The following is a 12,791-nucleotide window of genomic DNA, read 5'->3' on the forward strand; positions in this document are numbered from 1 at the left end:
GTATCTCGACATCAAGTTAAACGGGGGCGAGCCGCCAGAAGAGCAGGCCCACGATCGCCAGCGACAGCAGCGGAGCGAGGATCTTCTGCTCGAACTTGCGCCCCGTCTTGATGCCGATCTTCCACGGCAGCACGAACTTCATCGACAGCGGCCACAGCACCGGGCACCCGCGTTCGGTCATGCAGTCGCCCACCACGTGCATGAGACAGCCGATCCCCACGGCCAGCCCCAGCCAGGCGTACCCCACCGACAGCGACAGGAACACGGCGTAGAGCCCCGCCGTCAGGCCGATGTTGACCATGGCCGAGCCGAGCTTCTTGCCCGGGATGCCGATGCCGATCGCGCGCAGGGCCAGCCCGATGAGCAGCACGACCATGATGTCGCGGCCGATCGGATAGGTGTTGGCCAGCCAGTGCGTGCCGAACCCGACCGCCACCGCGAACGCCAGGGAGTGCGTGGCACCCCGGTGCCCGCCGCTGATCCACGACACGCCCTTGCTCAGTAACCAGGTGACCGGGCCGAACGTCTGCGCGATCGTCGCGCTGGGGTGGTCGAGGTCGGGCAGCATGGCGGCGCCGGCGCAGATGATGGCCCCGGCGATCAGCTCGGCCGGGCTCAGCGCGGTGGCCATGATGCCGGTGTCGATGAACCGGGAGGACTCGTTGAGCAGCGGCAGCGCCGCGAGCGGCGGCGCCAGCCCCAGCCAGGCGATGACCCCGGTGAGCGCGTGCGTGTGCCCCATCATGATCGGGACTGTACGGCAATCCGCGCCGGTGTGCGGTGCCCGGGCGCGGACCCCGCGAAACGTCCCGCAAACGCAGACGAGGTCGTCTCCGCGGCGACAGCACCCCCCAGCCCTGCCGACGCGGAACGACCTCGTCTGCTGTGAACAACGGACTCCTCCCGGATCCTGTTCCCGGATTCCCGGAAGTTTTTGGTGATCTGTCTCACTTGAGCATCACCCTTGATGGCGACATTCTTCCGATATATCGTTGAAGCATCGAGAACGATCGCGAGGAGGCACCACGATGACATCCGCTCAGGCGGCCGGGGGCCAGTGGCCCGACGCGCACGAGTTCAAGAAGGCCGCGAAGGAGGCGATCAAGGCCGTGGCCGACGCCTTCGAGCAGGGCCACCACCACCGCGGCGGCCCGCACGAGCACCGGCACCGGGGGCGCCGCGGGCCGGGAGCGTTCCCGTTCGACCTGGGCCGGGGGCCGTGGGGCCAGGGCCCGTTCGGCGGGCACCGGGGCTGGGGCGGCCGGCCGCGCAAGGCCAAGCGGGGCGACGTGCGCGCCGCGATCCTGGCCCTGCTGGCCGAGGAGCCCCGCAACGGCTACCAGATCATCCAGGAGATCGCCGAGCGCAGCGAGGGCGGCTGGAAGCCCAGCCCCGGCGCCGTCTACCCGGCGTTGCAGCAGCTCAGCGACGAGGGTCTGGTCATCTCCGAGGAGAACGAGGGCCGCAAGACCTTCCGGCTCACCGACACCGGCCGCGCCTACATCGAGGCGCACGCCGACGAGGTCCGCGCCCCGTGGGACGAGATGCGGCCCGACATCGATGACAGCACGGCCGACCTCTGGGACCTGTCGCGCCAGTCGGCGTTCGCGCTGATGCAGGTTCTGCAGACCGGCACTGATGCGCAAATCCGCGAAGCGCGTAAGACTCTGGTGGAGACCCGGCGCAGGCTCTACCAGATTCTGGCCGACGGCGACCCGGGTGAGGAGTGAGCCTTGAAGGGGGTGGCGACCGCCATGGACCACGGCGACCTGCGCATCGGTGACGCCGAGCGCGAGCGGACGATGGCCTCCCTGCGCGAGCACTTCGCGCTGGGGCGCCTGACACACGAGGAGCTCGACGAGCGGCTGGACCGGACGCTCGCCGCCCGCACCCGGCGGGACCTGGCCACGATCACGCAGGACCTGCCCGGCGAGGGCCCCGTCGCCCAGGCCGGGCCGGTGCCGCCGCACACGGTCGACTCCTGGCACGCGGCGATGCGCGAGCAGCGCGACCGCATGCGGGAGCTGGCCCAGCGGCACCCCGGCATGAGCCAGCACCTGCGCGGGCCCCGGCACCCGGGCCGCCGCCACGGCCACGGCCCGGGGCGGTTCGTGCCGATCCTGGTCATGCTCATGGTGGCGATGGTGGTGACCGGCGGGGCGGGCCTGTTCAAGCTGCTCTTCTTCGTCGCGCTCGGGGCGATGGTGTTCTCTCTGGTCAAGCGGGCGTGCGACCGGAGGTGAGCGGGCTCAGCCCATCTCCTCCAGCCGGCGCCCCTTGGTCTCCTTGACCCACTTGAGGACGAAGACGAACGACAGCAGGGCGAACAGGGCGTACATCGCGTACGTGAGCGGCAGGTTCCACTCGGCGAGGGCCGGGAACGTGACGGTGATCAGCCAGTTGGCGATCCACTGCGCGGCGGCGGCGACGCCGAGCGCGGCGGCGCGGATCCGGTTGGGGAACATCTCGCCGAGCAGCACCCAGACCACCACCCCCCACGACAGCGCGAAGAACAGCACGAACAGGTTGGCGGCGATCAGCGCGATCATGCCCTGCGGGTCGGGCAGCGACACGTCGCCGCCGACGGGCCTGGCGGAACTGAACGCCCAGGCGGCGGCGGCCAGCGAGATCGCCATGCCGGCGGAGCCGATGAGGAGCAGCGGCCGGCGCCCGATCTTGTCGACGAGCGAGATGGCGATGAACGTGCCGATGATGTTGATGATCGAGCTGGAGAAGCTGATCAGCAGCGAGTTGGCCTGGTTGATGCCCACCGACTGCCACAGGACCGATGAGTAGTAGAAGATGACGTTGATTCCCACGAATTGCTGAAAGGCCGACAGGACGATGCCGATCCACACGATCGGCAGCAGGCCGAGCGCCGGGCCGCGCAGATCCTTCATCGTGGGCCTGGCCTCGGACCTCAGCACGTGCTGGATCTCCCGTACGCGCTCGTCCAGGTCCACGTCCTCGCCCTCGACCTCGGCCAGCACCGCGCGGGCCTGCCTGGTGCGGCCCGCCATGATGAGGTAGCGCGGCGACTCGGGGATCGTCGAGGCGAACAGCAGGAAGAGCAGCGCTGGCACGACGCAGGCGCCGAGCATCCACTGCCACGCCTCCAGCCCCCACAGCTGGTTGTTCACGTCGCCGCCCGCCAGCCTGGCGATCACGTAGTTGACGAGCTGGGAGACGGCGATGCCGAGCACGATCGCGAGCTGCTGGAACGAGCCGAGCCTGCCCCGGTAGGCGGGCGGCGCCACCTCGGCGATGTAGGTGGGCCCGAGCACCGAGGCCATGCCGATCGCGGCGCCCGCGAGCACCCGCCACAGCGCCAGGTCCCAGATCGCGAACGGCAGCATCTGCCCGATCGAGCTGATGGCGAACAGCACCGCGGCCACCTGCATGGTCCGGGTGCGCCCCCACCGGTCGGCGAGCCGGCCGCCGATCCAGGCGCCGACGGCCGAGCCGAGCAGCGCGATCGCCACCACGAACCCGGTCTCGACCGCGCCGACCGCGAAGTGGCGCTGGATGCCGACCACGGCGCCGTTGATGACCGAACTGTCGTAGCCGAACAGGAACCCGCCGATGGCCGCCGCCGCCGCGATGAAGACGACGTGACCCAGGTTCTCCTGATGGGCGTGCTGAGTAGCCATGCGGGTCCTTCCCCCTCTGGCTGAGGGACATACCCGTGACTACCTTACGTACTGCTCCAATTACTCAAAATTGGGCGAGCCAGAAGACCGCCACCACCACGGCCGCCACCGCCAGGGCGACGCCGTACAGCAGGACGGCGCGGCCCAGGCGGCGGCGCAGGTAGCCGGGCCGGTGCCGGTCGGCGGTCACAGGCGCGGGTCCACGGGCTCGGACTCCAGCGCGAGCACGGCGAAGACCGGCTCGTGCACCCGCCAGCCCGGCTCGCCGTCGGCCAGCCGCGCCAGCGCCTCCAGGCCGAGCGCGTGCTCGCGCAGCGCCAGCGACCGCTTCTTGCCGAGGAAGCGCCGGCGCAGCACGCCCAGCGACTCGGTGTAGTCGGGGCCGTAGATGATGCGCAGGTACTCGCGGCCCCTGACCTTGACGCCCGGCTGGACCCGGCCGCCGGTGTGCGCGGCGGGCTTGACCACCATGCCCTCGCCGCCCGCCGCCGTCATCGCCTCCCACCAGGCCGTCGCCTCGGCGCGGGAGGACGGCGAGTCCAGCGAGACGAACACGTGCCGGGTCGGCGCGATGATCGGCGCGTCGAGCAGCCCCAGCGTCGACAGGTGCCAGGCGTGCGGCTCCAGCGCCGTGGCCCGGCCCTCGCAGGCGAGGATCTGGAACGGCGCCAGCCGCACCCCCTCCAGGCCGTCGACCGGCCAGCAGTAGCGGGCGTAGGCGTCGCGGAACAGCGTGGCGTTGCCCGCCCGGCGGCGGGTGCGCTCCAGCAGCTCCGACACCTCCAGCCCGCGCGCGGCGGCGGCCTCCAGCGCCGAGACCGCCTCCGGCAGCGCGGCCCCGGCGGCGGCGCCCACGGACGCGTACTGGGACCTGATGAGCCCGTCCGCCTTCGCCGACCAGGGCAGCAGCTCGCAGTCGAGCACCACCCAGTCGGAGCCGAGCGCGTCCCACAGCGGCGCGCACGCCTCCCGCAGCCGGTCGACCAGCGGCGTCAGGTCGTCGAAGAACGGCCGCCCGGTGCGCGTGTAGACGGCGCCCGCGCTGGCGTCGGTGACGCCGAACCGCGCCGCCGCCACCTCGGGCGTGCGGGCGAGCACGGCCACGGCCCGCGAGCCCATGTGCTTCTCCTCGCACACGACCTCGGCCACCCCAGCCTCGGCGAACTCCGCGAACGCCTCCTCCGGGTGCTCCAGGTAGCCGTCGAGCGCGGACGTCTGCGACGGCGCCATCGTCGGCGGCAGGTAGACGAGCCAGCGCGGGTCGACCGCGAAGCGGCTCATGACCTCCAGCGCCGCGGCGGCGTTCTCCTCGGCCACCTTGACCCGGCCGGCGAAGCGCGTCTCGACGTGGCGGGTGCCCTGCACGTCGCCGATGTCGAGCATGACCGCGTCACGCGCCGGCGCGGCCAGCGGCTTGACCGGCTCGTACCACACCTTCTCCGCCGGCACCCGGACGAGCTCGCGCTCCGGGTAGCGCAGCGCGGTCAGGTGACCGCCGAACACGCAGCCGGTGTCGAGGCAGATCGTGTTGTTGACCCATTCCGGCTGCACCGTCGGCGTGTGGCCGTAGACGACCATGGCCCGGCCCCGGTACTCCTCGGCCCACGGGTAGCGCACGGGCAGCCCGTACTCGTCGGTCTCACCGGTGGTGTCGCCGTACAGGGCGAAGGCGCGCACGCGGCCGGAGGCGCGGCCGTGGTAGGCCTCCTTGAGCCCGGCGTGCGCGACCACGAGCCGCCCCTCGTCCAGCACGTAGTGGCTGAGCAGCGAGTCCATGAACGTCCGCGCCGACTCGACGAACTCCGGCGGCTCGGCGGCGAGCTGGTCGAGCGACTCCTGCAGCCCGTGGGCCACCTTGACGTTGCGCCCGGCCAGCGCGCGCACGAGCTTCTGCTCGTGGTTGCCGGCCACGCAGATCGCGGTGCCGGCCGCGACCATGCTCATGACCAGGCGCAGCACGCCCGGCGTGTCGGGGCCCCGGTCGACGAGGTCGCCGACGAACACGGCGGTGCGGCCCTCGGGGTGCGTGAGCCCCTGCCAGCCGAGCTCGGCCAGCAGCGCCTCCAGCTCCGCCCGGCAGCCGTGGACGTCGCCGATGATGTCGAACGGGCCGGTCAGCTCGCGCCGGTCGGACCACGCCTTCTCGTACGTGATCTCCGCCCGCTCGATCTCCTCGACGCCGCGCAGCACGTGGACCTTGCGGAAGCCGTCGCGGGAGATCTTGCCGAGCGAGCGGCGCAGGTCCTTGCGCTGGCGGATCACCACGCGGGCGCCGAAGTCGCGGTCGGGGCGGCCGGCGTTGCGCTCGACGGCGACCTCCTCCGGCACGTCGAGCACGATGGCGTCGGCCATCACGTCGTGCTGCCGGGCGAGGTCGATGAGGCTCTTGCGGGCCGCGTACTGCACGTTGGTGGCGTCGACCACGGTGAGCAGGCCGCGCGACAGGCGCACGCCGACGATGTGGTGCAGCAGGTCGAACGCGGCGGGGGTGGCGCTCTGGTCGTTCTCGTCGTCGGAGACCAGGCCGCGGCAGAAGTCGGACGAGATGACCTGCGACGGCTTGAAGTGGCGGGCGGCGAAGGTCGACTTGCCGCTGCCCGAGACGCCGACGAGCACGACGAGCGACAGCTCGGGAACGCTAATCACGGGTGAACACCCCCATCTGGGTCGGCGGGCCGACCTCCGGATCCTCCTCGCCCACGGGCCGGAACGCGACCCGGTAGCCGTGCCGGGCCGCCACGTCCTGGGCCCAGGCGGCGAACTCGGCCCTGGTCCACTCGAAGCGGTGGTCGGCGTGGCGCAGGCCGGTCAGGAACTCGTAACGGACGTTGTACTCGACGTTGGGCGTGGTCACGAGCACGTGCGCGGGCCTGGCGTGACCGAACACGACGTGTTCGAGGGCGGCCAGCCGGGGCGGGTCCACGTGCTCGATCACCTCCATGAGCACGGCGGCGTCGTAGCCGGCCAGGCGCTTGTCGGTGTAGGTGAGCGCGCCCTGGAACAGCGTGAGCCGGGCGCGCTTGGCGTCGGGCATGCGCTCCAGCTTGAGCTTGCGGGCGGCGATGGTCAGCGCCATCGGCGAGACGTCCATGCCGGCGACCCTGGCGAAGCGCGGCCTGGACAGCAGCGCCCCGACCAGCTCGCCCTGGCCGCAGCCCAGGTCGATCACGCTGACGGCGCCGAGCTCCTCCAGCGTCTCCAGCACGGCCTCGCGGCGCCGCGTGTTGAGCGGCGTGCGCCTGACGGGCCGCTCGCCGAGCCCGTCCGCCTCCGCCTCGACAGCCTCGGCCGCCTCCGCCTCGGCGGCCTCGTCGGCCGCGGTCTCCCCCGCCGGGGCGTCCTCCGCGACCGCGGGCTCCAGCTGCTCCTCGGTGTCGTCGCCCAGCTCGGCCAGGCGGGCGAGGGCGACGCGGGCCATGCTCCAGCGCCTCCCCAGGTAGCGGCGGACGATCAGCCCGCGTTCCGGGTGGTCGCGCAGCCAGCCCTCCCCGGCGCGCACGAGCTTGTCGATCTCGTCCGGCGCCATCCAGTAGTGCTTGGCCTCGTCCAGCACCGGCAGCAGCACGTACAGGTGGTTGAGCGCGTCGGCCAGCCGCACGGTGCCGTCGAGCGTGAGCCGCACGTACCGCGAGTCGCCCCACTCGGGGAAGCCCGCGTCGAGCGGCACCGGCTCGGCGGTGACGTGCCAGCCGAGCGGCGTGAACAGCCGCCCGGCCAGCTCGGGGCCGCCCCGGCAGGGCAGCGCGGGCAGCCGGATCCGCAGCGGCAGCGGCGTGGCGGCCAGCTCCGGCCGGGCGTTGCAGCGTCCGGCCCGCGCGGTGCGGAACACGTCGGCCAGCGCCACGGCCAGCAGCGACGAGGCCGCGTAGGGCCGGTCGTTGACGTACTGCGACAGGCTGAAGTCGGGCGATCCCTTGCCCCGTGACCGGGCCAGCTTGACCGGGTCGACGTCGAGCAGGAGCGCCGCCGTGCAGCGTTCCGCGCCCGCCTCGGGGTAGAACACCGTCGCCTCGCCGAACGACTGGGCGAACCGTTGCACCCGGTCGGGATGCTTGTGCAGCAGGAAGCCCAGGTCGGTGGCAGGCGACACGGTGGTGGAGATCGTCAGCAACACCCCGCCAAGTGTGCCGCAGCCCGGCTCGGACATGCCACCGCATATCCGATCAGACGTGCGGCAACACCTCGGCCGCGATCAGCTCCAGGTGGTCCAGGTCGGCCAGGTCCATCACCTGGAGGTAGACGCGCTCGGCCCCCAGCTCGCCGAGCTTGCCGATCTTCTCCAGCACCTCGGCGGGCGTCCCGGCGAGCCCGGCCTCGCGCAGCGTTTCGAGCGGCTGCTCGATGGCGGCGGCCCGGCGCTCCAGCTCGGCCTGGTCGCGCCCGACGCACACGGTCTGCGCCGCCGACAGGACGACCTCGCGTCCGGTCCGCTCGCACGCCTGCCGGACTCGGTCGAAGGCGGCGCCGGTGTCGCCGAGCCGGTGGAACGGCACGTTGTACTCGTCGGCGAACGTGGCGGCCAGCCGGGGCGTGCGCTTGGCGCCGACGCCGCCGATGATGATCGGCGGGCCCGGCCGCTGCGCCGGCTTGGGCAGCGCGGGCGAGTCGACGAGCCGGTAGTAGCGGCCGTCGTAGGAGAACGACTTGCCGGCCGCCCACAGCCCCCGGACGATCTCCAGCTGCTCCTCGAAGCGGCCGAACCGCTCCGCCACCGGCGGGAACGGGATCCCGTACGCGGCGTGCTCGCCGTCGAACCAGCCGGTGCCGAGCCCGAGCTCGACGCGCCCGCCGCTCATGGCGTCGACCTGGGCGACGCTGATCGCCAGCGGGCCGGGCAGCCGGAACGTCGCGGGTGTCACCAGCGTGCCCAGCCGGATCCCGGACGTCTCCCGCGCCAGCCCCGCCAGCGTGATCCACGCGTCCGTCGAGCCGGGGCCCGGGTCGCCCGCGCCGATGCGCTGGTAGTGGTCGGACCGGAAGAACGCGTCGAAGCCGAGGCGCTCGGTGGCCTGGGCGACGGCGAGGAGATCGTCGTAGGTGGCGCCCTGCTGGGGCTCGGTGAAGATCCGCAACTTCATGTCGCCATTATCGCCACACAACGGACGTCATCCGGAGATTGCCCCCGCGACACCGCGAACGCTTGCTAACGTCCACCCTCAAGCGCACCCTGTAGCTCTGCGAACACGGAGGGTGGTCGACATGTCGGCTTCGCGGCGCAGAAGACCCACCGGCACGCTCCCGCGGCCCTTCGCGGTCCTGTTCGCCCTGGCCCTGACCGGCGCGACAGGGGTGGCGGTCTCGCTGCTGCCCGCCCGCGCCACGCTCCAGCCGGCCGACCCGCCGCCCCCGCCCGCGCGGCCCTCCCCGTCCCCCTCGCCGACGCCGCCGCCCGTGCCCGGCGGCTACGTCGGCTTCGTCGACACCGCCGCCGACCCGGGCTTCGACCTGCCGGCCGACTCGCGCCGCACCGGGGTGCGCTGGTACGCGCTCGGCCACCTGGTCGCCGGGCCCGACGGGTGCGGCGTGCGCTGGGCCGGGCGGCTCGACTTCGGCCACGACCCGGTCGCCAACAAGATCGGGCGGCTGCGCGCCAGGGGCGGCGACGCCGGGCTGGTCTTCGGCGGCCCCGACGGGCGGGAGGCCGCCGCCACCTGCACCAGGCCGGGCGCGCTCGCCGCCGCCTACCGGCGGGCCGTCGGCGCGTTCGACGCCGCCTACATCGACTTCGACCTGCGCTCCGACGCCGGCCTCGACCCGCGCTCGGGCGCCGGTGAGGCCACGGTGCTGCGGCGGGCGCGGGCGATCCGGGCGCTGCAGCAGGAGCGGCGGCTGCGGGTCGGCTTCACGCTGCCGCTCAAGCCGTACGGGCTGGCCGCGCGCGACGTCGAGACGCTGCGGCTCACCCGGCGGGCGGGCGCCGACGTCTCCGGCGTCAACCTGCTGGCCGAGATCGAGCCGCAGAGCGCGCCCGAGGGCCGGATGCAGCGGCTCGCCGAGGCGCTGCGCGCCGCCCGCACCCAGCTCGCCGAGGTGTACGGCCTGGCCGAGCCCGACGACGCCTGGCGGCGGATGGCGGTGACCTGCGTGCTGTCCGGCCCGGACGACCTGAGCGAGGGCGACGCCCGCAAGCTCACCGCCTTCGCCGCCCGCTACGGCGTGCCGTGGCTGTCCGCGCGGGGCGCCGAGCCCGCCCCGGAGGCGGCCCGCGTCCTGCACGGCTTCTCCGCGTGACCTCGGCGCACCCCCGCTGAAACTATAAGGTTGTCCCGATACGGGGTGCTTTTGGGCGATAGGGGGATGGGCGGGTGTCCACCAGGCCGGAGACCGCGAAGAAGCTCCTGCTCTACTGGATGGACGGCATGGTCGTCCTCCTGGGCTTCTTCCTCGTCGCGGTGATGGTGAACGCCACGACGGAGGGCCGGCAGTCCCCCGTCACCACCGCCGTGGGCCTGCTGTCCATGGCCGGCGTGATGGTCCTGTACTCCCTCGTGATGCGCGACGCCTACGACGAGCGCCCCCGGCCGACGGCGAAGCTGGTCGCCGGCGGGCTGCTCACCGCCGCCGCGATGCTGCCGGTCCTGCCCCTGCCGCCCGACGCCAGCGGCACCTGGGAGACGCTGACGTACGTGTGGCTCTCCTCCGTCGCGCTGTATCTGCCGCTGTGGGTGACCGTCTGCGCCGGCGCCACGCTCGTCACCGCGATCACCGTGTACGTCTCGGCCGCGCTGGACCAGCCCTGGCAGGCGGTGCTGATGAGCCAGGCGCTGAGCGCGGTCTTCATCCCGGCCGCCACCTGGATCTGGTGCTGGCTGTGGCGGACGATCCGCGACGCGCACGACAGCCAGGCCGCCAAGGCCCGCCTCGCCGTGGCCGAGGAGCGGCTGCGCTTCGCCCGCGACCTGCACGACCTGCTCGGCCACAGCCTGTCGGTGATCACGCTGAAGAGCGAGCTGGCCGCCAAGCTCGCCACCAAGGACGCAGCCAAGGCCGGGCGCGAGATGGCGGAGGTGCGCCGCCTGGCCGGTGAGTCGCTGGTCGAGGTGCAGGTGGCCGTCGACGGCTACCGGATGCTGGACCTGGACGCGGAGCTGAGAGGCGTGCGCGCCGCGCTGGAGGGGGCCGGGGCCCGCTGCGTGACCGACGTCCGGGCCGACGACCTGTCGCCCGAGGCCCGTACGCTGCTCGCCTGGGCGGTGCGCGAGGGGGCCACCAACGTGCTCAAGCACAGCAAGGCCACAAGCTGCGAGATCACCATCGCCCGCGGGGTGCTGGAGATGCGCAACGACGGGGTGCCGCCGGACGCGCCCGCGGGCGCGGGGAGCGGGCTGCGCGGGCTGGCCGAGCGGATGGCGACGGCGGGCGGCTCGTTCTCCGCCTCGCCCACGCCCGCCGGGGAGTTCCTGCTGCGCGCGGAGGTGCCCGTATGAGCCGGCCCTTCCGCGCCGGCCGGACGCGCGCGGCCACCAAGCTGGACAAGATCCGCTGGATCGTCGTCTACTCCGGCGACATCGGCTTCCTCATCGGCCTGGTGGGGCTGCTGCACCTGGCGCTCCTCGTGCTCGAGTACGGCCTCCCGGTGCCCGTGGCCGTGATCTCCGGGGCGTTGCAGCTGGCCCTGATCGTGATGGCGAGCCGCGCGGTCCGGATCGCCGTGCGCGGCGAGCGGCGTCCGACCGCCATGCTCGTGGCCGGCGGGGTGATCACGCTGCTGCAGCTGGTGATCCCGGTCATCTGGGCCGCTCCCGTGTGGCTGGCCATGATCGCGCCGTTCGTGCGCCGCCGGACCCTGGCCGCGGCGACGCTGGCCACGCTCGGGCTGACCACGGCCAACCTCCTGATCGCCGGCGACCTCCAGCCGCTGCCGCTGGTCGTGCAGGGCGCGCTCAGCTTGACGCTCGGCGCCGGGATGCAGGCCAACATGTGGCTGTGGCGTCTCGCCAAGGAGGCGCACGAGGGGCAGGAGGCCAAGGCGCTGCTGGCGGTGTCGGAGGAGCGGCTGCGGTTCGCCCGCGACCTGAACGACCTGCTCGGCCAGAGCCTGACCGGCATCGCGGCCCGCGCGGCGGGCGCCCAGGAGCTGCTGCGCGCCGACCCGGAGGACGCGGCGCGCGAGATGTTCGAGGTGCGCGACACGGCCCGGCAGGCGCTGCGTGAGGTGCGCGCCACCGTGCAGAGCTACCGGGCGCTCGACTTCGACGAGGTGCTGGCCAGCGTCCGCGCCGTGCTGGAGGCCGCCGACGTGCGCTGCACGGTCGAGGCCGACGACACCGCCGGCCTGGCGCCGGAGACCCGTACGCTGCTGGCCACCGTGGTCCGCGAGGGCGCCACCAACGTCCTCAAGCACAGCCGGGCCGAACGCTGCACGATCACGATCAGGGAAGGAATCCTCGAGATGTCCAACGACGGCGTCAGCGGGGCCGTGGGAGAGCACGCCCCCAACGGTCTCGGCGGCCTCGCCAAGCGCGTCGCGACCGCCGGCGGCTCGCTCTCGGCCGCGCCCACCCCCGACGGCGCCTTCCTGCTCAGGGTCGAGGTGCCCGCATGACCACGCGCGTGCTGCTGGCCGACGACGAGCACCTGATCCGCGGCGCCATCGCCGCCCTGCTGGACCTGGAGGACGGCATCCAGGTCGTCGCCCAGGTCGGCCGGGGCGACGAGGTCGTGGCGGCCGTGGCGGAGCACCGGCCGGACGTGGCGGTGCTCGACATCGAGATGCCCGGCATGGACGGGCTCAGCGCCGCCGAGCGGATCAGCGCCGACTGCAAGATCGTCATCCTGACGAGCCTGGGCCGGCCCGGTTACCTGCGCCGCGCGATGGCCGCCGGGGTGAGCGGGTTCCTGGGCAAGGACGCCTCGGCGGAGGAGCTGGCGATGGCGATCCGCAAGGTGCAGGCGGGCGGGCGCTACCTGGACGCCGAGCTGGCGGCGGCGGCGATGGCGGCCGGCGACAGCCCGCTGACCGACCGGGAGCGTGACGCGCTGCGCCTGGCGGCCGACGGCATGGCCATCTCCCGGATCGCCGGGGAGCTGCACCTGACGGAGGGCACCGTGCGCAACTACCTGTCGAGCGCCATGACCAAGCTCAACGCCCAGAACCGGCTGGAGGCCATCCGCACCGCCCAGCGCATGGGCTGGCTGTGA

12 protein-coding genes are annotated in these 12,791 nt (G+C 73.1%); 6 read left to right on the forward strand and 6 right to left on the reverse strand.

Going from position 1 to position 12,791, the window contains the following annotated elements:
- Positions 1 to 16: 16 nt before the first annotated feature.
- On the reverse strand, positions 17 to 745 hold the full coding sequence (locus tag AB0G11_RS38325; RefSeq protein WP_219507787.1) for a metal-dependent hydrolase: 729 nt from the start codon (positions 743 to 745) through the stop codon (positions 17 to 19).
- Positions 746 to 1,028: 283 nt separating this feature from the next.
- Here AB0G11_RS38325 and AB0G11_RS38330 point away from each other — a divergent pair, with 283 nt between their 5' ends.
- Together AB0G11_RS38330 and AB0G11_RS38335 are read left to right on the forward strand one after the other, a co-directional pair.
- The gene (locus AB0G11_RS38330; protein ID WP_219507785.1) at positions 1,029 to 1,730 is read left to right on the forward strand and encodes a PadR family transcriptional regulator; all 702 of its coding nucleotides are present in this window, start codon (positions 1,029 to 1,031) and stop codon (positions 1,728 to 1,730) included.
- 12 nt (positions 1,731 to 1,742) lie between these two features.
- Positions 1,743 to 2,243, forward strand: a complete 501-nt coding sequence (locus AB0G11_RS38335) for a DUF1707 domain-containing protein (RefSeq protein ID WP_357591610.1) — start codon at positions 1,743 to 1,745, stop codon at positions 2,241 to 2,243.
- Positions 2,244 to 2,249: 6 nt separating this feature from the next.
- Here AB0G11_RS38335 and AB0G11_RS38340 read toward each other — a convergent pair whose 3' ends face one another.
- The 5 genes from AB0G11_RS38340 to AB0G11_RS38360 all read right to left on the reverse strand — a co-directional run bounded on the left by AB0G11_RS38340 (position 2,250) and on the right by AB0G11_RS38360 (position 8,728).
- Positions 2,250 to 3,650 (reverse strand): sugar porter family MFS transporter, encoded by a 1,401-nt coding sequence (locus AB0G11_RS38340; RefSeq protein ID WP_219507783.1) that lies wholly within the window; start codon positions 3,648 to 3,650, stop codon positions 2,250 to 2,252.
- 64 nt (positions 3,651 to 3,714) lie between these two features.
- Positions 3,715 to 3,840, reverse strand: a complete 126-nt coding sequence (locus AB0G11_RS38345) for a hypothetical protein (RefSeq protein WP_281427099.1) — start codon at positions 3,838 to 3,840, stop codon at positions 3,715 to 3,717.
- Positions 3,837 to 6,296 carry a polynucleotide kinase-phosphatase gene (locus tag AB0G11_RS38350; RefSeq protein WP_357591546.1) on the reverse strand — a complete coding sequence of 820 codons (2,460 nt, stop codon included), beginning with the start codon at positions 6,294 to 6,296 and terminating at the stop codon, positions 3,837 to 3,839. Before AB0G11_RS38350 ends, AB0G11_RS38345 begins: the two co-directional genes overlap by 4 nt.
- On the reverse strand, positions 6,289 to 7,764 hold the full coding sequence (locus AB0G11_RS38355; RefSeq protein ID WP_357591548.1) for a 3' terminal RNA ribose 2'-O-methyltransferase Hen1: 1,476 nt from the start codon (positions 7,762 to 7,764) through the stop codon (positions 6,289 to 6,291). Before AB0G11_RS38355 ends, AB0G11_RS38350 begins: the two co-directional genes overlap by 8 nt.
- A gap of 49 nt (positions 7,765 to 7,813) precedes the next feature.
- The gene (locus AB0G11_RS38360; RefSeq protein ID WP_357591550.1) at positions 7,814 to 8,728 is read right to left on the reverse strand and encodes an LLM class F420-dependent oxidoreductase; all 915 of its coding nucleotides are present in this window, start codon (positions 8,726 to 8,728) and stop codon (positions 7,814 to 7,816) included.
- 121 nt (positions 8,729 to 8,849) lie between these two features.
- On the opposite strand from AB0G11_RS38360, the gene AB0G11_RS38365 reads away from it, so the two are divergent.
- The 4 genes from AB0G11_RS38365 (at position 8,850) to AB0G11_RS38380 (ending at position 12,791) form a co-directional block, all read left to right on the forward strand.
- Entirely contained in the window at positions 8,850 to 9,881 is a 1,032-nt protein-coding gene (locus AB0G11_RS38365) for a hypothetical protein (protein ID WP_219507775.1), read from the forward strand.
- A gap of 74 nt (positions 9,882 to 9,955) precedes the next feature.
- The gene (locus AB0G11_RS38370; protein ID WP_219507773.1) at positions 9,956 to 11,077 is read left to right on the forward strand and encodes a histidine kinase; all 1,122 of its coding nucleotides are present in this window, start codon (positions 9,956 to 9,958) and stop codon (positions 11,075 to 11,077) included.
- Complete coding sequence (locus tag AB0G11_RS38375) at positions 11,074 to 12,195, forward strand: histidine kinase (protein ID WP_219507771.1); 1,122 nt, start codon at positions 11,074 to 11,076, stop codon at positions 12,193 to 12,195. The genes AB0G11_RS38370 and AB0G11_RS38375 overlap by 4 nt, the downstream gene beginning before the upstream one ends.
- Positions 12,192 to 12,791, forward strand: coding sequence for a response regulator transcription factor (locus tag AB0G11_RS38380; protein ID WP_219507769.1), 600 nt, complete (start codon positions 12,192 to 12,194; stop codon positions 12,789 to 12,791). Before AB0G11_RS38375 ends, AB0G11_RS38380 begins: the two co-directional genes overlap by 4 nt.

The sequence above is a fragment of the Nonomuraea sp. NPDC023979 genome, from assembly GCF_040639085.1.
Taxonomy (GTDB): Bacteria; Actinomycetota; Actinomycetes; order Streptosporangiales; family Streptosporangiaceae; genus Nonomuraea; species Nonomuraea ceibae.

Coding starts and splice junctions, on each gene's coding strand:
- AB0G11_RS38325 (WP_219507787.1), bottom strand. CDS start 745: ATGATGGGGCACACGCACGCGCTCACCGGGGTCATCGCCTGGCTGGGG.
- AB0G11_RS38330 (WP_219507785.1), top strand. CDS start 1,029: ATGACATCCGCTCAGGCGGCCGGGGGCCAGTGGCCCGACGCGCACGAG.
- AB0G11_RS38340 (WP_219507783.1), bottom strand. CDS start 3,650: ATGGCTACTCAGCACGCCCATCAGGAGAACCTGGGTCACGTCGTCTTC.
- AB0G11_RS38360 (WP_357591550.1), bottom strand. CDS start 8,728: ATGAAGTTGCGGATCTTCACCGAGCCCCAGCAGGGCGCCACCTACGAC.
- AB0G11_RS38365 (WP_219507775.1), top strand. CDS start 8,850: ATGTCGGCTTCGCGGCGCAGAAGACCCACCGGCACGCTCCCGCGGCCC.
- AB0G11_RS38375 (WP_219507771.1), top strand. CDS start 11,074: ATGAGCCGGCCCTTCCGCGCCGGCCGGACGCGCGCGGCCACCAAGCTG.
- AB0G11_RS38380 (WP_219507769.1), top strand. CDS start 12,192: ATGACCACGCGCGTGCTGCTGGCCGACGACGAGCACCTGATCCGCGGC.